A 19,973-nucleotide genomic window follows, 5' to 3' on the forward strand; every position below is an offset into this window, starting at 1 on the left:
TGAATCAAAACTTATAAAGCTTTCTTTTCCTTCTTCTTATAATTGACAATAAAAACGCCAAGAATAATCAGCGCAGTAGCAATAATAAAATCAATTGTAATAACTTCGTCTAAAAGCAACCAACCCAGAAAAACTGCAATTATCGTATTTATATAAGCTAAAATAGAAACTTGAACTGCTGTAACATGTTTTAAAGCATAACTATAACTAAAAAAAGCAATTACTGATCCGAAAATCGACAAATACAAAGCCGCGAAAATACTTCTGGAATTCCACGAACTAAAATCAGGATTTGGCGAAAAAATTGAAGCCAAAACCAACTGAATACAAGACGCAGATGTAAATTGATAAAACAAATTAAGTACAATATTGTTTGATTTATTGGCGTGTGTTTTGGTGTAAATTGTTCCAATGGCCCAAGCTAAAATCGCAAATCCCATAAACATCATTCCAGTTCTATAATCAGCATCTAAAAACGACCCAAGTCCGTCTTTGAATATAAAAACAATTCCCGAAAACCCAATTAATACTCCAACAAAACCTTTAAAGCTCATTTTTTGCAAACCCACTAAAATGCTTCCAAGAAATATCAATATTGGAGATAACGCACTTATTACAGATGCCAATCCGCTTGGTAATGTCTTTTCTGCAATTGTGGTAAAACCATTTGCAATTACAATCATCAAAACCGAAGGAATAAGTTGTTGTTTAAAACTCTGCCAACCAATCCATTTTAATTCTTTTTTGAATAATAAAATAGTCATCATAATCAATCCAGCCAATCCTTGACGAATTGAAGTAACAAACCAAGGCGGAATAGTCTCAACCGCAACCCTGATTCCTAAAAATGTAGTACCCCAGATAATTCCAACAGCTGCCAGAGCAAAAATCAATTTATAATCTAAACTTTGTTTCATAATAATCAGCATCTAAAAAAAAATCCCAAACTATATTGCTATAATTTGGGATCTTAAAATTTTATAATTTTAATGTGGAGAATTATTTATTCCTCACTTTTTGTTCCCATTTCCAGGCGCTTGCCATAGCTTCGTCTAAACTTAATTCAGCTTTCCAACCCAAGACATTATTAGCCTTATCTGTGTTTGCATATGCTTCTGTAATATCACCTTCGCGACGTGGCTTAATTACGTATGGCAATTTTTTATCGCTTACTTTTTCAAAACTGTGAATCACTTCAAGCACAGAACTTCCTTTTCCAGTTCCTAAATTAAAAGTTTCAACTTTCGCTAAATTCTTTTTATTCAATAAACGCTGTAATGCAATTACGTGCGCTTTTGCTAAATCGACAACGTGAATATAATCGCGAACCGCAGTTCCGTCTGGTGTTGGATAATCATTTCCGAAAACAGATAATTCCTGACGCAAACCTACTCCTGTCTGTGTAATAAACGGAACTAAATTTTGAGGAACTCCTAATGGTAATTCTCCTATTTCAGTAGAAGAATGCGCACCAACCGGATTAAAATAACGCAATAAAATCGCGCTAATGTTAGTTACTTTTGCTGTATCTGCAATTATTTCTTCTCCAATTTGTTTCGTGTTTCCGTAAGGAGACATTGCTGTTTGAACCGGAGCATCTTCTGTAATTGGCATTTTTTCGGCTTGACCGTAAACCGTACAAGACGAACTAAAAATAAAACTTGCTTCAGGTTTTTGCTGTAATTCCTGCAAAAGATAAACTAAACTGCTAATGTTGTTTTCGTAATACAACAAAGGCTGCTCAACACTTTCACCAACTGCTTTTGAAGCGGCAAAATGAATTACCCCAGTAACATCATTATGTTTTTTAAAGAAATCCCGAACGGCACTTTTTTCTCTTAAATCAATTTTTTCGAATAAAGGCATTTTTCCCGTAATGGCTGTAATTCCTTTTAAAACATCTTCTGAAGAATTTGAAAGGTTATCAATTATCACAACTTCAAAGCCTTCATTTTGCAATTCGACTACCGTGTGAGAACCTATAAATCCTAATCCTCCTGTTACTAATACTTTCATTATTTGGTTGTTTATGTGGTTATTTTGGCTGTTAATTATTTATTCAAAAATTCTAAAACAGAATCTGTAATAAATTTGATTTGTTCGTCGTCAAGTTCTGTATGCATTGGTAAAGCAATTACTTCCTGTACTAATTGATTTGTAACCGGAAATTGCTCTTCTTTATAGCGAGGATCTAAATATGCTTTTTGAGAGTGTAACGGAATTGGGTAATAAATTGCACATGGAATTCCTTTATCTAATAAATGCTGCATTAAAGCATTTCTGTCGGCATCTAAGATTCTTAAAACATATTGATGAAAAACGTGATCGTTTTCATTTGCATCAAATTCTGGTGTAACAATATGCTTATTTCCAGCGAATGCCGCATTGTATTTTGTTGCCGCTAAACGACGTGCTTTATTATATTCATCTAACAAAGGAAGCTTTGCATTTAAAACTCCTGCCTGAATACTGTCTAAACGTGAATTTACTCCCACAACATCATGGTGGTAACGCTCGTACATTCCATGATTTACAATTCCTCGGATAACGTGTGCCAATTTATCATCATTTGTAAAAATTGCTCCACCATCTCCGTAGCAGCCTAAGTTTTTAGAAGGAAAAAATGAAGTTGCTGCAACGTGACCAATAACTCCAACTTTGCTTTTTGTTCCAGATTTTGAAATATAATCAGCTCCAATTGCTTGTGCATTATCTTCGATTACATATAAATTATGTTCTGCTGCAATTTCCATAATGGCGTCCATATTAGCAGCGCGTCCAAATAAATGTACCGGAACAATTGCTTTAGTTTTTGGCGTAATTGCTTTTTTTACCGCATCAATATCGATGTTCATATTATGCAAATCAACATCAACTAAAACCGGAGTTAATTGTAACAATGCAATAACCTCAACTGTTGCTGCAAAAGTAAAATCGGCAGTAATAACTTCGTCACCTGGTTTTAAATCCAGACCCATCATTGCAATTTGCAAAGCATCTGTTCCATTTGCACACGGAATTACGTGTTTTGCTCCTAAATAGTCTTCAAGATTTTTTTGAAACTGATGAACTAAAGGTCCGTTAATATAAGTATTTGTATCTAAAACCTCTTGAATTGAAGCGTCTACAGTTGTTTTTATTTTTTCATATTGACTTTTTAAGTCAACCATTTGTATTTTTTTCATTTTTGATATTTTATTTAAAAAAGCCTTTCTATTAAACCAGAATGTCAGAAAGAAGGAACAAAAATAGTTATTAATACCTTCAAACCAATGAAAATAAACGAAAGAAATGTAATTTAGCTGCAAAAATTACTACATGCTTTTTTTATACAATTTAGCTGTTTCTTTAGCAGCGTTTTTTCTTAAAATAGTCGCACTTTTTAGTCCGAAAATTAAGCTTTTTGTTGAAGGTCGGAAAAATGTATTCTCCATTTTAGAAGAAAAAATAAAGCCCGAAGACAAGACAATTTGGTTTCACGCTGCTTCGCTTGGCGAATATGAGCAAGGACTTCCTGTAATTGAAAAAATCAAAGAAAAATATCCTACGCATAAAATTATTTTAACTTTTTTTTCCCCTTCGGGATACGAAGTGCGTAAAAACAACACGGTTGCCGATGTCACCATTTACCTGCCTTTGGACACCAAAAGGAACGCTAAAAGATTTTTAAAATTAGTTCATCCTGAATTTGCTTTTTTCATCAAATATGAATTTTGGTTAAATTATTTAAAGGAATTAGAAAAAAGCAAAACACCAACTTATTTGATTTCCGGAATTTTCAGGGACAGTCAAATGTTTTTTAAATGGTATGGCGGTTTTTACAGAAAAGCATTAAAAGCCTTCAATTATTTCTTTGTGCAAAATGAAAGTTCTAAACAAAAAATTGAAGCTATAGGTTTTAAAAATGTAATTGTATCCGGCGATACGCGTTTTGACAGAGTTGCTGCGATTTTAGAAAGAGACAATACGCTTGATTACATCGAAAATTTCAAAAATAACCAGCAAACCATAGTTATTGGAAGTTCATGGCCAAAAGACGAAGTTTTAATTGCCGAATATATCAATCAGGCACCAGAAAATGTAAAATTTATTATTGCGCCACATAATATAAAAGCAGATCAAATTTCAAATCTTAAATCGCAAATTACAAAATCGACAGTTTTATTTTCTGAAAAAGACAATAAAGATTTATCCAATTATAATGTGTTTATAATTGACACCATCGGGATTTTAACAAAAATATATAGCTACGGAACGATCGCTTATGTTGGCGGCGGATTTGGGAACCCAGGAATTCATAATATTCTGGAACCGGCAACATTTGGAATTCCAATTGTAATTGGTCCTAATTATTCTAATTTTGCCGAGGCGGTTTCTTTAGTTGAGCTTGGCGGATGTATGCCAATTTCTAATATCTCTGAACTAAAAGAAATTTTAGACCGTCTTCTGACTGATCAAACATTTCTTAAAGAAAAAAGTCAAATTTGCGAATCTTTTATTCAGAATAACAAGGGAGCCACAAATGCAATTATGAGAGTTGTTTCGAAGTAAGTCACGATTCAAATTAAATTTTCTGAGCGATTATTTCAGAGAAACGAATTAAAAGCTGGTAATTTTCATTGTGTACACGAAAGCAATATTCCTTAAAAAGCAAGATAAAGTGCAATTAAGAGAAATGAAATAGCCAATTCGACCGTAGAATTTTCAACAAAAAATTATTTATACAAAATATTAAATAATTTAAGATAATTTTATATTTTTGGCATATTCTTTGATAAATAAGATAAACGTGAGCTAGGAAAATATTTTAAAAAAAAAGTGAAAAAATATTTTACATATTAAAAAATTTATATCTTTGCCACGAATTAATAATTAACCTTTTATAATAAAGTAAGATGAAAAAAGTATTTTTAAGTTTAGCTGTTGTTGCTGTTTTAACTGTTGTATCTTGTAAAAAAGCTGACGCTGCAGCTACTGAAACTGTAGATTCTACTGCTGTTGCTGTTGATTCTGCTGCTGCTGTAGTTGATTCTGCTGCTGCAACTGTTGACTCAGCTGCTACTAAAGTTGATTCTGCTGCTGCTAAAGTAGAAGAAGCTGCTAAAGAAGTAAAAAAATAATTAGAACCTAAATTCTAAAGATTTTAAAACCATCCTTGTGATGGTTTTTTTTTGCTCAAAAATCAACAAAACAAAATTCCAATATTTTAAAATTCCAAATTCCAATACACATAATGTATTGTTGGGATTTGGAATTTTAAAATATTGGAATTTCTTTTTATTTAATCTTCTACTTCCTCTTCAACAGAAACCTCTTCATCTCCAAAAATCGATTCACTCGACGAGAAATCCAAAATCTCTGCTTTTGAAGCATAAGTCACAATTTCTTTTATTCCTTTTTGCAAAAGCAATTCTGTGGTATATTTTCGGCTTGTTGCAAAGTGAACACCATCTAGCATCAATTTAAAAAAATACTTTCCTCCAGAGCCTTTAAATTTTAAAAATTTAGAAAGTTCAATTGTTCTTTTAAATCTTTCAATATCTTCTTCACATTCAAACCTCAATTCATAGCTTAAACTTGTAAAAATCACTTTCCCTTTTCGAGAAGTAAACACAAACTTGTATTCATCATTAAATCGCCTGCTAATTACAAAAGCACCCATATATTGAATTGTTGATTTTAGATTGTTGATTTTAGATTATTGATTGTTAATTCCCTCAGAATCTTAGAACCTCAGCACCTTAGCGCCTTTTAAAGAATTTACACAATAAAAAAAGCCTCTTCAAAAGAAGAGGCTTTAGTACTCAGAGCGGGACTTGAACCCGCACGAACATTGCTGTTCACTGGATTTTAAGTCCAGCGTGTCTACCAATTTCACCATCCGAGCATTATATGGTTTTGAGCGAAAAACGGGGCTCGAACCCGCGACCTCGACCTTGGCAAGGTCGCGCTCTACCAACTGAGCTATTTTCGCGTTTCAAATTCTAGTAAGAACTACAATACTTGACTTGTTTCGTATTGCGAGTGCAAATTTAGGACATTTATTCAATTACACAAGCCTTTTTTCAAAAAAATATTTACTTATTTTATAACTTTCTGATAACCTAAACTTTAAACTTGAAAATTTTTTTCGATTTATTTCTTAACCAGCATTCTTTTTATTTCATTCAGCTTCATCAATGCTTCAACGGGTGTAATCGCATTAATATCGAGGCTTAAGATCTCTTCTTTGATTTCTTCCAGTAAAGGATCATCAAGATTAAAGAAACTCATCTGCATTTCATCATTCGCAGATTTTACGCCGTTTAATGCATCGCTCGAATGATTTTTTTCTAATTTCTTTAAAAGTTTTTGTGCTTTCAAAATTACAATCTGAGGCATTCCGGCCATTTTTGCCACGTGAATTCCAAAACTATGCTCACTTCCGCCTTTTACAAGCTTTCTCACAAAAAGAACGGTATCTTTTAATTCCTTTACCGCAACATTATAATTTTGAATTCTGGAAAGTGATTCTGTCATTTCATTCAACTCATGATAATGCGTCGCAAATAATGTTTTTGGTTTTGAAGGATGCTCGTGTAAAAACTCGGCAATAGCCCACGCAATCGAAATTCCATCATATGTACTTGTTCCTCTTCCAATTTCATCCAGAAGTACTAAACTGCGATCTGAAATATTATTCAAAATCGAAGCCGTTTCATTCATCTCAACCATAAAAGTCGATTCTCCCATCGAGATGTTATCAGATGCACCTACCCTTGTAAAGATTTTATCTACAACCCCCATTCTTACACTGTCAGCCGGAACAAAACTTCCCATTTGTGCCAAAAGCACAATTAAAGCAGTTTGTCTTAAAATAGCCGACTTACCCGACATGTTAGGTCCGGTAATCATTATAATTTGCTGCGTTTCTCTATCCAGAAAAACATCGTTTGCTATATACGGAGTTCCAACCGGCAATTGTTTTTCAATTACAGGATGCCTTCCGTTTTTAATGTCTAATTCAAAAGTTTCATCAATTTCAGGACACACATATTGATTCTCAACTGCCATTTGCGTAAACGAACATAAACAGTCTAATTGTGCTACCAAATAAGCATTCATTTGAACGGGTTTGATATAAGTCGCAATCCATGCAACCAACTGCTCAAAAAGTTCTGATTCAATTTTATGAATTTTTTCTTCGGCGCCTAATATTTTGGTTTCGTATTCTTTTAATTCTTCCGTAATATAACGTTCTGCATTTACTAAAGTCTGTTTACGAATCCATTCTTCCGGAACTTTATCTTTATGTGTGTTTCGAACTTCAATATAATATCCAAAAACATTGTTGAATGAAATTTTTAAGGATGAAATTCCTGTACGCTCTGATTCTCTTTTTTCTATTCCTTCCAGGAATTCTTTTCCAGATGTCGAAATAGCTCTTAACTCATCTAATTCTTCATTAATTCCAGTTGCAATTGCATTTCCTTTTGAAATAGCAACCGGCGCATCCTGATTTAAAGTAGTTTTGATTTTTTCACGTAACAAATCACACGAATGCAAACTGTCTCCTATAACTTTTACCGCTTCCTGTGGACTTTCGAGCGCTAAGGTTTTTATTGGAATAATAGCATCCAGAGATTCTTTCAAATAAACAATTTCACGCGGAGAAACTTTTCCTGCTGCAATTTTAGAAATCAAACGCTCCAAATCTGAAATTTGTTTAATTTGATATTGAATATTTTGTAAAACATCCTGATTTGATTTCAAATACGCAACCACATCATGACGTCCTTTTATTTTATTACCGTCTTTTAGCGGAAGCGCCAGCCAGCGTTTTAACAAACGTCCGCCCATTGGCGAAAGCGTTTTATCGATTACATCTAAAAGTGTTACAGCATTTGGATTGTAGCTGTGATACAATTCTAAATTTCTAATCGTAAAACGATCCATCCACACATAAGCATCTTCAGCAATTCGCTGAATCGCTGTAATATGCTGCACTCTGTTATGCTGGGTTTCTGATAAATAATAAAGGATTGCTCCCGCAGAAATAATTCCTTCTTTTAATTCTTCAACACCAAAACCTTTTAAAGAGTTGGTTTGAAAATGTTTGGTCAGCTTTTCTAGAGCATAATCTTCTTTATAAATCCAGTCTTCCAGATAAAAACTATGAAAATCTTCTCCAAAAGCGGTTTTAAAATCACTTTTGCAATTCTTAGGAACAAGAACTTCACTTGGATTAAAATTCTGCAGTAATTTATCTATATATTCGGCATTTCCCTGAGCGGTAAGAAATTCTCCTGTCGAAACATCTAAAAATGAAATTCCGATATTTTTGTTAGCAAAATAAACAGATGCTAAAAAGTTGTTTGTTTTTGATTGTAAAACTTCATCGTTTAAAGAAACTCCCGGAGTTACCAATTCTGTAACACCTCGCTTTACAATCGTTTTTGTCATTTTAGGATCTTCAAGCTGATCGCAGATTGCAACACGAAGTCCGGCTTTTACTAATTTTGGTAAATATGTATTGATTGAATGGTGTGGAAAGCCTGCCAGAGCCGTCTCTGTATCAGACCCTGCGCCTCTTTTTGTTAAAGTAATCCCAAGAATCTTAGAAGCTCTGATGGCATCTTCTCCAAAAGTTTCATAAAAATCCCCTACTCTGAAAAGCAGACAGGCATCAGGATATTTTCTCTTGATCTCGTTATACTGTTTCATTAAAGGTGTTTCCTTCACCACTTTCTCTTTAGCTGCCAAAATTGATATGTTTTTAAATGAAAATTAAGACAGCGAATTTATAATTTTTTAGCGGCATAACAGTCACTTCAAAAATTAAAATATTTTAAGATTTTTTTATGTTCAGATATAAGAATTTTATATAGCTTTGTTCATCATTAAAAAAGACCCTTAAAAATGAAAAAAATAATTTTATTCGCTATGTTAGCTGTAGCTGGTATTACGGCTACTAACGCACAAACAACTAAAAAAGCTAAAGCTGCTAAAGTTGCTAAAGTTGAAGGAGCAGGAATGCTTTTTGAAACAGAAACTATCGATTACGGAACTATCGCTCACAATGCTGACGGTAAACGTGAATTCGTTTTTGTTAACAACGGAACAAAACCGTTAATCATTACTAACACTCAAGGTTCTTGTGGTTGTACAGTTCCTACAACACCAAAAGAGCCAATCGCTCCAGGTGCTAAAGGTATTATTGGTGTAAAATATGCTACTGACAGAGTTGGTGCTTTTACAAAAACTGTAACTGTTACTTCAAATGCTGAAGGACAACCAACAAAAGTACTTACAATTAAAGGTACAGTTTTACCAGATCCAGTAAAAAGCTAATCTGAGAAACAACAAAATAATTGAAAAAGCTTCCTTATCTTTGGAAGCTTTTTTTATGACCTGAATTTAAACCAATGAGAAAACTCGAAAATAGCGAACTAGACAGAAAATCAATCGAAGATTTTAAAAAATCAGACAAAACTCCTTTAATATTGGTTTTGGACGATATTCGAAGTTTGCACAATATTGGATCTGTTTTTAGAACTGCCGATGCTTTTTTAATCGAAAAAATAATTCTTTGCGGTATTACGGCAACTCCACCAAACAAGGAAATTCATAAAACTGCTCTTGGCGCTACTGAAACTGTTGCGTGGGAACATCACGAAAATGTATTGGAAGTTATTGAAAACCTAAAAAAAGAAAATGTCCTTACTCTTGCTATTGAACAAGTTGAAAGTGCCATTTTTCTTCAGGATTTTAAAGTGGAGAAAAACCAAAAATATGCTTTAGTTTTTGGAAATGAAGTTTATGGTGTATCTCAGGAAGCGGTTGCTATTTGCGATGGCTGTATTGAGATTCCGCAATTAGGAACAAAACATTCCTTAAACATTTCTGTAAGCGCCGGAATTGTAGTTTGGGATTTATTCCAGAAATTAAACTGGCCAAACTAAGAATTAAAGAATATTTTTACCAAAAAAATGTGATTTTTAAATTAGTTTCAGACTTTAAATGTTAGAAATATAAATATATTTTTTTATTATTAAGAAATTGATACTTTTATAAAATGAAAACTATCTATTTCCTTAAACCACAACATTTATTTTTCTTACTGCTTTTCCCTTTAACCGGATTTGCTCAATATACATCTATTCCTGATCCAAATTTTGAACAGGCTTTAATTGATTTAGGCATTGACAGCGGCGTTATTGATAGCCAGGTTCTGACTGCAAATGTTAAAGACGTAACGATATTATTCATTCAAGGTAGAAACATTGCCGATTTAACTGGTATTGAATCTTTTGTAAAACTGGAAAGATTAGCCTTGGGAATAGCGAATGATAATATATATCAAAGAAACGCTCTTACCACTTTAAACCTTACAAACAACATTTTCCTGAAGTCTTTATCGTGCGAGTATAATGAATTATCTACTATAGATCTTTCAAAAAACACGGCATTGGAAGTTTTATCTATAGACAATAATAAATTAAGCAGTCTGGATGTTTCAAAAAACACCTCCTTAAACACTCTTTTTTTTTCCAACAATAACCTAACAAGTATAGATATTACTAAAAATACTTCTTTAACAAGCTTATCTTGCTTCTTTAATAAGTTAACAGCTTTAGATCTTTCAAAAAACATTAATTTAATTGCTTTAAGGTGCGATAATAACAATTTATCAAATCTTGACCTTTCTAAAAACGCAGCATTGCAATTTTTAATCGCAAATAATAATCAAATAACTTCTCTAAATGTTTCCAATAATCCAGATTTAGGATTTTTCGATTGCGGTAAAAATCAAATAACTTCTCTGGATATTTCTAATAATTCAATTTTAGGACACTTAGATTGCAATAATAATCAATTATCTAGTTTAGATTTATCTAAAAATATTAATCTAACTACTCTTTTGTGTAATGATAATCTGTTAACAAATTTGAATTTAAAAAACGGGCAGAACGCAAAAATAAGCCATGGAAATTTCAAATCGAATTCAAGTCTAACCTGCATACAAGTTGATAATGAGATTTATTCAAATACAAACTGGACGGCCTACAAAGAAAGTACAGCAAAATACTCAAACGACTGTAGTAAACCTGCAACAACTGCCCCTATTGTTAAAGCAACCGGAGATCAGTTATACTGCCCACAAAATACTATAAAGATTGTAACTGATTTTACTATTACGCACGATCCAGCGGAAACAGCAACTGAAGGTGTTTATATTCAAATTTCGTCTGGTTATTCAAGTGGTTTAGATTTGCTTGCGCTTTCAAATGCGGCAGCACACCCTAACGTAATAACAAGCTGGGACGCAACAGCAGGAAAATTAAGCATAACAAGCCCAACAGGTGGCAATGTTTTATATTCTGACTTAGTTGATGCTGTAAAAGATGTGGTTTTCTCAAATTCTTCGGCTACAGCTTCCGGAACAAGAACTTTCTCTATAACAATTGGGAATGCCAATTATTTACCTTCAACACAGCACTTTTATTTATTTGTTCCGAGTATTGGTATTACCTGGACAAGTGCCAAAGCAGCTGCAGAAGCCAGTACTTATTACGGGCTTACAGGATATTTAGCTACCGTTTTATCTGCAGATGAAGCTCAATTAATAGGTGAACAAGCCTCAGGAACGGGATGGATTGGCGGAAGCGATGCTGAAACTGAAGGTCTATGGAAATGGGTTACAGGGCCCGAAGCCGGAACTATAATGAATTATACTTTCTGGAATTCCGGAGAACCAAATAATTTAGGTGAAGAAGATTATGCACATATTACACAACCGGGAATAGGAATTAGAGGTTCATGGAACGATCTTTCTAATACCGGTTCGTTAACGTCTGGCGACCCATATCAGCCAAAAGGTTATGTGGTGGAATATGGCGGAATGCCGGGAGAATCTCCGCTTGAAATTGCGGCAAGTACAAAAATTACAATTCCGGTTGCAACACCAGGAGCAAATCCAAATCCGGTTTGCGATTCTGGAACTTTTACTTTTACTGCAACAGCAACTTCGGGAGCAACAATTAGCTGGTATGATGCCGCTGTGGGGGGAAATTTATTAGGAACAGGAAACACGTATACTACTCCAACAATAAATACTACAACAACTTATTATGTAGATGCAGGCTGCGAATCAAACAGAAAATCGGTTACGGCTACGGTAAACATGACCCCAACAACTCCGGTTGCGGGTAAGCCTTCTTATTCAAATTGCGGGCCGGGATCTGTAACTATTAGTGCAAGTTCAAACATTGGAACTATTAACTGGTTTACAACTCAAACTGGAGGAACAAGTGTTTTTAACGGAAACAGTTTTACAACGCCAACAATTTCATCAAATACAACTTATTATGCTGAGGCTTCAAATTCTGGCTGTATCAACCCAACTCGTACGCCTGTAGAAATTCAAATATATACGCCGCCAGTTGTTCATGATGAAACCTTACCTCTGTGTCAATCTCAAACTATAATACTAGATGCGGGAGTTTCGGGAATGACTTATGCATGGTCAAATGGGGATACAACACAAACAACACCCGTTTCAAAAGGTGGGACTTATACTGTAATTGTAACAAGTCCTGCTCCTGAAAGCTGTTCAAGTACAAAAACAATAATAGTTGAAGAGCGTCCGGTTCCAGAAATAGACCGAATTGACGTAAGCGGAACAAGAGTGGTAATTTACATTAAAAAGCAAGCTCCGTATTTTGAGTTTTCTGTAGATGGAGTTAATTTTCAGGATTCGAATGTTTTTTATGATGTTCCGGGCGGACTACAAACGGCATATGTTCGCGAAAAAAGCGGCTGCGGCGGAGATACGCAAAACTTTGTTGTTCTTGTTTTTCCAGCATTTTTCACTCCAAATAACGATACTCATAATGATTTATGGGAAGTAACCGGAATGGAAAATTATCCACAGGCAGAAGTCACTATTTTTGACCGTTATGGCAAACTCATCGCGCAGTTAAACGCTTCTAATATGACTTGGGACGGAACTTTTGAGAGAACACCGCTTCCGGCTTCAGATTATTGGTATGCCTTAAAAATAGACAATACAAAACCTATTTTACGAGGACACTTTTCATTACTAAGATAGTTCTGAATTAGAGAATGTGTCAATTAGAAAATGAGATAATTAAAAAATATCTTAAATAAAATTATCTAATTGACACATTTTCTAATTATCTAATTAACCTAATTTCTTCTGGATTTCGCTTAAAACAAAAAGATAATCTTCCTGTTTTTTCACAAAATCACGATCAGACACATCGATAATTAAAACATTCAAATCGGTTTGGGATTTTATGTATTCCAAATAACCGTTGTTGATTTTATCCAAATAATCAGCCTGAATATTTTGCTCGTAGCTTCGGCCGCGTTTTTTTATGTTTTGAAGAAGACGTTCTGTATTTTGATACAAATAAATATACAAATCCGGTTTTGGCATTTCTTTGTAAATGATATCGAATAGATTTCGGTACAAACGATATTCATCTTCCTGCAAAGTAATTTTAGCAAAAATCAGCGATTTAAAAATATGATAATCGGCTACGATAAAATCTTTAAATAAATCAAACTGTGCCAAATCATCAGATAATTGCTGATAACGATCGGCCAAAAAAGACATTTCAAGGGGAAAAGCATATCGGTTTTGATCTTTATAAAACTTAGGCAGAAACGGATTATCTGCAAAACGTTCTAAAACGGTTTTCGCATTAAAATCATCTGCAAATTTGTGAACCAAAGTAGTTTTTCCGGCACCAATATTTCCTTCAAAAGCAATATAATTATATTTTTCTAACGGAATTTCACTCAGCGGGCATTTCAAATCCTGAACAACCTTACAAACACTGTCGTCTGGAGAAAGGGTAATTAATTCTGAAATAGATTTCTGAAAAACAGGATGTTTCCACTCTAACTTTAAATCCTGCATCGGTAATAAAACAAAATTTCGGTTCTGCATCAAAGGATGCGGAATATTAAGTTTTTCTGTTTCAATAATTTCATCATCAAAAACAATTACATCAACATCAATAATTCGGGATTGATAACCTTCCTGATTCAATCTGATTCTTCCTAACTGTTTTTCGACTTTTAAAACCTGATTTAATATTTTTTGTGCCGATGAAGTAGTGTGCAAAAGTAACGCGCAATTATAAAATGCATCGCTCTCAAAACCCCAGGCAGGCGTTTCATAAAGCTTAGAAACCTTAATTACAGTTCCCACTTCCTGATGTATCAAAGCGATACAACTTTCAATGTTTTCTAACCTGTTTCCCTGGTTGCTGCCTATAGATAAAACGACTTGGTGCTGTGATTTCATAATTAATGCAAATTAACTAAAACTATTTTAGAATTAACCAATATATTTGTGAAACGGCACATTGAAACCGATTAAAATTTATGTGCGAAATTTGTAACAAATAGCCCATTAACGCTACTTATTAAAAAAATATACTTATGAAGTTTTTAGGAAATGTAATTGCCACAGTTGTTGGTATTTTTGTATTTATCATGCTCTTCTTTTTTGGAGTAATCCTAATTGGGGCCATTTTTGGCGGAGATGACAAAGTTTCGGTTAAAAATGATTCTGTTATCGAATTAGATTTAAAGCAGATCAATAATGATTATGCCGGAAAATATAAAGATCCGTGGGTAACTGTTTTTTCAGATAAAAAAAGTGTTGGTTTAACGGATGTTATCAATGCAATTGAAGCCGCAGAAACAGACGATAATATTAAAGGAATTTCAATCTTAAACGACGAGTCTTCTCTTGGACTTGCGCAATATAAAGATTTGAGAAATGCTCTGGAAAGTTTTAAAAAATCAGGGAAATTTGTCTGGGCTTACGCCAATACATATTCGCAGAAAGAATATTATTTAAATTCTGTTGCTAACGTTGTGTATTTGAATCCGGCTGGAGATTTAGACTTTAAAGGACTTTCGTCTGAAGTGATGTTCTTTAAAGATTTTCAGGAAAAATCCGGAATCCACATGGAAGTGATTCGTCACGGAAAATACAAAAGTGCCGTTGAGCCATTTTTAGAAAACAAAATGAGCGACGCTAACAGAGAACAAGTTACAGCACTTTTAAATTCGATTTGGTCAACAGTTTGCAGCGATATTTCAAAAAGCCGAAATATTCCGGTTGATAAATTAAATGAAATTGCAAACGGTTTATTAGCCAGAACTCCACAAATGGCAAAAACACAGCATTTAGTTGATATTGTAGCTTATGAAGATGTGTATCACAATGCCATTAAAAAAGCGTTGAAAGTTAAAGACGACGAAGATTATAATAAAATTTCGATTTTAGATTATACTCAAAATAATGTAACAACGGCATTAACCAATGTTGCTACTGATCAAATTGCAATTATTTACGCTCAAGGCGAAATTGCCGGCGGCGAAGGCGACGTAAATGTTATTGGCGAAGGTTCAATGCGCCGTTCGCTGCAAGAAGCCAGAAAAAATGAAGATGTAAAAGCGATCGTTTTAAGAATTGACAGTCCGGGCGGAAGCGCACTGACTTCTGACTTAATCTGGAGAGAAATTGAAGTAACTAAAAAAGTAAAACCGGTAATTGTTTCAATGGGGAATTATGCCGCTTCCGGAGGTTATTATATCGCTTGTAATGCCAATAAAATTTTTGCAGAAAGCAATACGATTACAGGTTCTATCGGGGTTTTTGGAGTATTACCAAACTTTACTCCGCTTGCCAACAAATTAGGAATTAATACGGAGCAGGTAAAAACACACGAAAACTCAGCAAATTACAGTCCGTTTGTTCCGGTTGATGAAAAATTCAAAGCTTTTACACTTGAAGGCGTTGAACAGATTTATAAAACTTTTGTAACACATGTTGCCGAAGGAAGAAAAATGACTTTTGCACAAGTAGATTCTATTGCACAAGGAAGAGTTTGGTCTGGATCGGAAGCGTTGAAAATTGGATTAGTTGACAAAATTGGAGGTTTGAACGATGCTATTGCAGAGGCTGCAAAAATTGCAAAAATCAAAGATTACAGCACACAAAACTATCCTGAATACGAAAAAACATTTGGTGACTTAATGGGTAATCTGCCTTTTGCACAATCTAAGGAAGCTTTTATAAAAGAAGAAATTGGCGAAGAAAACTATATGCTTATCGAGCAGGTAAAAAGATTCCAGAGACAAAAAGGAGTTCAGGCGATGATGCCTTTCGGAATAAACATTAAATAATTCCACTTAAAGATGAAAAACATAATTCTGTTTTTAACCGTTTTGTTTCTGACATACGTAAATGCTCAAAGTCCGAAACAAGATACTTTTAAAGAAACACCCGCAGTTTTAAAAATCAATAATGATCAAATTTTTGGCACGCTTACCGTTCCCGACGGAGTAAAAAAATGTCCGGTTGCGTTGATAATTGCAGGTTCCGGCCCAACAGACCGAGACGGAAATAATTCGATGATGAAAAACAATTCCTTAAAAATGCTGGCAGAAGAACTGGCAAAAAACGGAATTGCATCTTTACGCTTTGATAAACGCGGCATTGGTGAAAGCAAAAAATCGGCAGTTGCAGAATCTAGTTTGGTTTTTGAAAATTATACCGAAGATGTAAAAAGCTGGATTAACTATTTGAAACAAGACAAACGTTTTACGCAATTAACGGTTATTGGTCATAGCGAAGGGTCTTTAATAGGAATGATTGCAAGTGCAAAAGCCAATAAATTTGTTTCGATTGCCGGAGCCGGAGAATCTGCTGATAAATTGATAAAGACGCAAATTGCTTCTAAATCAAACAAGCAAATTGAAGATATGACGTTTCCTATTATTGATAGTTTAAAAGCTGGTAATAAAGTAAACAAAGTCGATCCGCTTTTAAATTCTCTTTTCAGGGCAAGTATTCAACCGTATTTGATTTCGTGGTTTAAATACGATCCGCAGACAGAAATTAAAAAACTGACAATTCCTGTTTTAATCATTCAGGGAAATAATGATTTACAAGTTTCGGTTAAAGATGCCGAAAACTTATCGAAGGCTAAAGCTAATTCAGAATTGGTGATTGTAGATAAAATGAATCATATAATGAAAATAATCGACGGCGATCAAAAGGCGAATATGGAAAGTTATAATAATGAAACCCTTCCCATTTCTGAAACCTTAGTCCATAAGATTGTTTCCTTTATTAAAAAATAGTTACAACAATAAAAAACTAAATCCGTTTGAAAAGTATCAAGCGGATTTTTTTTATTCAATAATAACATAATTTTCTTACATTATTAAGAAAATTTTATCGCCATACTTCAATAAAAAAACTATTTTTGCAAGAGTCAATTTTCAAAAAATAAACCTCAAATCTATAAATATGTTAAAGAAAATTTTAAAAGTAACTGCCATTGTTCTAGTGGTTTTTGTGGCCGCTCTATTTGCCATTCCGTATTTCTTTAAAGACCAGATCAAAGCAAAAATTGCCGAAGCCATCAACGAAAGTGTTGATGCAAAAGTGAGTTTTGCCGATGCTGATTTAAGCTTATTTAAAAATTTCCCGAATGCTGCGGTTGGAATCGAAAAACTGGTGATTATCAACAAAGCACCTTTTGAAGGAGATACTTTGGTATCATTAGGACAATTAAACCTTAATATGAGCATTAAAGAGCTTTTTAAAGGAAAAGACGAACCTTTAAACATTCAGGGAATTACATCTGAAAACGGTTTAATCAATATTATCTTTAATAAAGATGGTGTTGGAAACTTTGATATTGCCTTAAAAGACAAAAAAGAAGACAAAACGGATGAAAAAAGCAGTCCGCTTTCTTTAAAAATCCAAAACTATAAAATCGAGAACTTTACCTTTAGATATATTGATCAGGGTTCAAAAATTAAAATGGTTATTGATAGTTTAAATCACGAAGGAACTGGAGATTTTACCAATTCAAAACTGGATTTAAATACAAAAACTACAGCAAACGTATCTTTAGATATGGATAAAGTTAATTATATGAAAAATATAAAACTGACTTTAGATGCGATTTTAGGAATTGATTTAGAGCAAAGTAAATATACTTTTAAAGAAAATAAAGCTTTAATTAACCAATTGCCGTTAGAGTTTGACGGATTTATTCAAATGGTTAAAGAAGGTCAGATTTATGACTTAAAATTTAAAACGCCAACTTCGTCGTTTACCAATTTCTTAGGATTAATTCCTTCTGCTTACGCATCAAGTCTTGACGGCGTAAAAACAACCGGAGACTTTACAGTTGTTGGTTTTGCAAAAGGAAAATTAACAGACACAACAGTTCCTGCATTTAACATTGCAATTGCTTCAAACAATGCATCGTTTCAATATCCGAACTTACCAAAATCAGTTCAGAATATTGTAATTGATACTAAAATTATCAATGAAACCGGAATTCTAAACGACACTTATGTAAACTTAGACAAACTATCTTTTAGAATAGATCAGGATGTTTTTAGCGCTAAAGCAAATGTTAGAAACATTACTGTTAATCCGCTTGTAAATGCGGCTTTAAAAGGAACTATCAATTTAGCGAATCTTTCAAAAGCGTACCCAATTAAAATGGATAAACTTTTGGCAGGTATTTTAAAAGCTGATGTTACTACCAATTTTGATATGGCATCTGTTGAGAAAAGCCAATATCAAAACATCAAAAATGCCGGAACTATGAGTTTATCAGGATTTAAATATACTGATGAAAACAATAAATCAATGAATATAAGCACGGCTTTGGTTGAATTTAATCCAAGCACAATCAACCTGAAACAATTTAATGCTACAACAGGAAAAAGTGATATTGCCATCAACGGAGTTTTAGAAAATTTCTACGGTTTTATGTTTAAGAAACAAGAACTTAAAGGAAACTTCAATATGAGCTCTAATCAACTGGCTGTTGATGATTTCATGACTTCTGGAGAACCTGCTAAAACAGAGGAAAAAACGCCTGCTAAACCAGCGGAAGCGATGAAAATCCCAGCTTTCCTAAACTGTACTTTAAATGCAAAAGCTACAACTGTTTTATATGACAATTTAAAACTGAAGGATGTTTCCGGAAAATTGATTATTAAAGATGAAAAAGCACTTTTAGAGAACTTTAAAACGTCCATTTTTGGCGGAACAATTGGTTTGACAGGATCAGTTTCGACAAAAGCAAAAGTGCCAACGTTTGATATGAATTTAGGTTTCAATCAGGTTGATATTGCGCAGACTTTTACGCAGTTAGACATGATGAAAAAAATTGCGCCAATTGCCGGAATTATCAATGGTAAATTAAATTCGACTATTAAATTAAACGGAAATTTAGATGATAAGGAATTAACTCCTGATTTAAAATCTATTTCTGGGGATTTAATTGGTCAATTACTTTCTACAACGATAAATGCTAAAAATTCTACGGTATTAAATTCATTGACTTCAAACATTAAATTCATTGATATGAATAAACTGAATTTGAATGATATTAAAGCTGCCTTAACTTTTGAAAACGGAAAAGTAAACGTAAAACCTTTCGATATTAAATATCAGGATATTAAAGTAACAGTTGGCGGAACTCACGGTTTTGACCAGACTATGAATTACAATTTAAAATTTGATGTTCCTGCTAAATATTTAGGAAGCGAAGCAAATGCTTTTCTTTCTAAATTGTCTCCGGCAGATGCGGCGAAACTGGAAAATATTCCGATCAATGCTGTTATTGGAGGAAACTTTTCAAATCCAAAAATTACTACAGATATGAAAAGTGCCGTTACTAGTTTAGCATCGCAAGTAGCAAATCAGCAAAAAGAAAAACTGACTCAAAAAGGCGCTTCTGCTTTAACTGATTTAATTAATAAAAACACAAAAGCGAAAGACACAACTCAGGCTGCAAAAACGGAGAAAGAACAAAAAACTCAGGAAACTACTAAAAAAGCAACGGACTTACTCAACGGGCTTTTCAAGAAGAAAAAATAAGTTTTAGTCAAAATAAAAAACTGCTCCCGAA

General features: G+C 33.7%; 14 protein-coding genes and 2 tRNA genes. 8 read left to right on the top strand and 8 right to left on the bottom strand.

What is annotated here, in order from left to right; translation table 11 throughout:
* Nucleotides 1-11 precede the first annotated feature (11 nt).
* From FLAPXU55_RS09595 to FLAPXU55_RS09605, 3 genes are all read right to left on the bottom strand, one after another.
* On the bottom strand, nt 12-917 hold the full coding sequence (locus FLAPXU55_RS09595; RefSeq protein ID WP_180857481.1) for a DMT family transporter: 906 nt from the start codon (nt 915-917) through the stop codon (nt 12-14).
* 82 nt (nt 918-999) lie between these two features.
* On the bottom strand, nt 1,000-2,016 hold the full coding sequence (galE, locus tag FLAPXU55_RS09600; RefSeq protein ID WP_180857482.1) for a UDP-glucose 4-epimerase GalE: 1,017 nt from the start codon (nt 2,014-2,016) through the stop codon (nt 1,000-1,002).
* Nucleotides 2,017-2,051: 35 nt separating this feature from the next.
* Nucleotides 2,052-3,185: a DegT/DnrJ/EryC1/StrS family aminotransferase gene (locus FLAPXU55_RS09605; RefSeq protein ID WP_073489101.1), complete on the bottom strand. Its 1,134-nt coding sequence runs from the start codon at nt 3,183-3,185 to the stop codon at nt 2,052-2,054.
* 133 nt (nt 3,186-3,318) lie between these two features.
* Here FLAPXU55_RS09605 and FLAPXU55_RS09610 point away from each other — a divergent pair, with 133 nt between their 5' ends.
* Both FLAPXU55_RS09610 and FLAPXU55_RS09615 read left to right on the top strand, forming a co-directional pair.
* Nucleotides 3,319-4,551, top strand: a complete 1,233-nt coding sequence (locus FLAPXU55_RS09610) for a 3-deoxy-D-manno-octulosonic acid transferase (RefSeq protein WP_180857483.1) — start codon at nt 3,319-3,321, stop codon at nt 4,549-4,551.
* Between the two features lie 344 nt (nt 4,552-4,895).
* On the top strand, nt 4,896-5,120 hold the full coding sequence (locus tag FLAPXU55_RS09615; RefSeq protein WP_053471595.1) for a PG1828 family lipoprotein: 225 nt from the start codon (nt 4,896-4,898) through the stop codon (nt 5,118-5,120).
* A gap of 161 nt (nt 5,121-5,281) precedes the next feature.
* On the opposite strand, the gene FLAPXU55_RS09620 is transcribed toward FLAPXU55_RS09615, so the two are convergent.
* The 4 genes from FLAPXU55_RS09620 to mutS all read right to left on the bottom strand — a co-directional run bounded on the left by FLAPXU55_RS09620 (nt 5,282) and on the right by mutS (nt 8,742).
* Nucleotides 5,282-5,662, bottom strand: a complete 381-nt coding sequence (locus tag FLAPXU55_RS09620; RefSeq protein WP_180857484.1) for a DUF1508 domain-containing protein — start codon at nt 5,660-5,662, stop codon at nt 5,282-5,284.
* 139 nt (nt 5,663-5,801) lie between these two features.
* Nucleotides 5,802-5,887 (bottom strand) — tRNA-Leu (locus tag FLAPXU55_RS09625).
* A gap of 14 nt (nt 5,888-5,901) precedes the next feature.
* Nucleotides 5,902-5,974: transfer RNA gene (locus tag FLAPXU55_RS09630), tRNA-Gly, on the bottom strand.
* 161 nt (nt 5,975-6,135) lie between these two features.
* Entirely contained in the window at nt 6,136-8,742 is a 2,607-nt protein-coding gene (gene mutS, locus FLAPXU55_RS09635; RefSeq protein ID WP_180857485.1) for a DNA mismatch repair protein MutS, read from the bottom strand.
* 156 nt (nt 8,743-8,898) lie between these two features.
* Between mutS and FLAPXU55_RS09640 the strand changes: the two genes are divergently transcribed.
* The 3 genes from FLAPXU55_RS09640 to FLAPXU55_RS09650 all read left to right on the top strand — a co-directional run bounded on the left by FLAPXU55_RS09640 (nt 8,899) and on the right by FLAPXU55_RS09650 (nt 13,090).
* Entirely contained in the window at nt 8,899-9,330 is a 432-nt protein-coding gene (locus FLAPXU55_RS09640; protein WP_053471598.1) for a DUF1573 domain-containing protein, read from the top strand.
* 74 nt (nt 9,331-9,404) lie between these two features.
* Nucleotides 9,405-9,941 (top strand): RNA methyltransferase, encoded by a 537-nt coding sequence (locus FLAPXU55_RS09645; protein ID WP_053471599.1) that lies wholly within the window; start codon nt 9,405-9,407, stop codon nt 9,939-9,941.
* Nucleotides 9,942-10,054: 113 nt separating this feature from the next.
* Nucleotides 10,055-13,090, top strand: coding sequence for an Ig-like domain-containing protein (locus FLAPXU55_RS09650; RefSeq protein ID WP_180857486.1), 3,036 nt, complete (start codon nt 10,055-10,057; stop codon nt 13,088-13,090).
* A gap of 93 nt (nt 13,091-13,183) precedes the next feature.
* Here FLAPXU55_RS09650 and folK read toward each other — a convergent pair whose 3' ends face one another.
* Nucleotides 13,184-14,317 carry a 2-amino-4-hydroxy-6-hydroxymethyldihydropteridine diphosphokinase gene (folK, locus tag FLAPXU55_RS09655; protein ID WP_180857487.1) on the bottom strand — a complete coding sequence of 378 codons (1,134 nt, stop codon included), beginning with the start codon at nt 14,315-14,317 and terminating at the stop codon, nt 13,184-13,186.
* A gap of 137 nt (nt 14,318-14,454) precedes the next feature.
* Between folK and sppA the strand changes: the two genes are divergently transcribed.
* The 3 genes from sppA (at nt 14,455) to FLAPXU55_RS09670 (ending at nt 19,942) form a co-directional block, all read left to right on the top strand.
* Nucleotides 14,455-16,212: a signal peptide peptidase SppA gene (gene sppA, locus FLAPXU55_RS09660; protein ID WP_180857488.1), complete on the top strand. Its 1,758-nt coding sequence runs from the start codon at nt 14,455-14,457 to the stop codon at nt 16,210-16,212.
* A gap of 12 nt (nt 16,213-16,224) precedes the next feature.
* On the top strand, nt 16,225-17,172 hold the full coding sequence (locus FLAPXU55_RS09665; RefSeq protein WP_180857489.1) for an alpha/beta hydrolase: 948 nt from the start codon (nt 16,225-16,227) through the stop codon (nt 17,170-17,172).
* A gap of 169 nt (nt 17,173-17,341) precedes the next feature.
* Nucleotides 17,342-19,942: an AsmA family protein gene (locus FLAPXU55_RS09670; RefSeq protein ID WP_180857490.1), complete on the top strand. Its 2,601-nt coding sequence runs from the start codon at nt 17,342-17,344 to the stop codon at nt 19,940-19,942.
* The last annotated feature ends 31 nt before the right edge of the window (nt 19,943-19,973 follow it).

The organism is Flavobacterium panici (assembly GCF_903819335.1).
GTDB classification, from domain to species: Bacteria; Bacteroidota; Bacteroidia; order Flavobacteriales; family Flavobacteriaceae; genus Flavobacterium; species Flavobacterium panici.

Coding starts and splice junctions, on each gene's coding strand:
- FLAPXU55_RS09665 (WP_180857489.1), top strand. CDS start 16,225: ATGAAAAACATAATTCTGTTTTTAACCGTTTTGTTTCTGACATACGTA.
- FLAPXU55_RS09650 (WP_180857486.1), top strand. CDS start 10,055: ATGAAAACTATCTATTTCCTTAAACCACAACATTTATTTTTCTTACTG.
- galE (WP_180857482.1), bottom strand. CDS start 2,016: ATGAAAGTATTAGTAACAGGAGGATTAGGATTTATAGGTTCTCACACG.
- FLAPXU55_RS09640 (WP_053471598.1), top strand. CDS start 8,899: ATGAAAAAAATAATTTTATTCGCTATGTTAGCTGTAGCTGGTATTACG.
- FLAPXU55_RS09595 (WP_180857481.1), bottom strand. CDS start 917: ATGAAACAAAGTTTAGATTATAAATTGATTTTTGCTCTGGCAGCTGTT.
- FLAPXU55_RS09645 (WP_053471599.1), top strand. CDS start 9,405: ATGAGAAAACTCGAAAATAGCGAACTAGACAGAAAATCAATCGAAGAT.
- FLAPXU55_RS09610 (WP_180857483.1), top strand. CDS start 3,319: ATGCTTTTTTTATACAATTTAGCTGTTTCTTTAGCAGCGTTTTTTCTT.
- FLAPXU55_RS09620 (WP_180857484.1), bottom strand. CDS start 5,662: ATGGGTGCTTTTGTAATTAGCAGGCGATTTAATGATGAATACAAGTTT.
- sppA (WP_180857488.1), top strand. CDS start 14,455: ATGAAGTTTTTAGGAAATGTAATTGCCACAGTTGTTGGTATTTTTGTA.
- FLAPXU55_RS09670 (WP_180857490.1), top strand. CDS start 17,342: ATGTTAAAGAAAATTTTAAAAGTAACTGCCATTGTTCTAGTGGTTTTT.
- folK (WP_180857487.1), bottom strand. CDS start 14,317: ATGAAATCACAGCACCAAGTCGTTTTATCTATAGGCAGCAACCAGGGA.
- FLAPXU55_RS09615 (WP_053471595.1), top strand. CDS start 4,896: ATGAAAAAAGTATTTTTAAGTTTAGCTGTTGTTGCTGTTTTAACTGTT.
- FLAPXU55_RS09605 (WP_073489101.1), bottom strand. CDS start 3,185: ATGAAAAAAATACAAATGGTTGACTTAAAAAGTCAATATGAAAAAATA.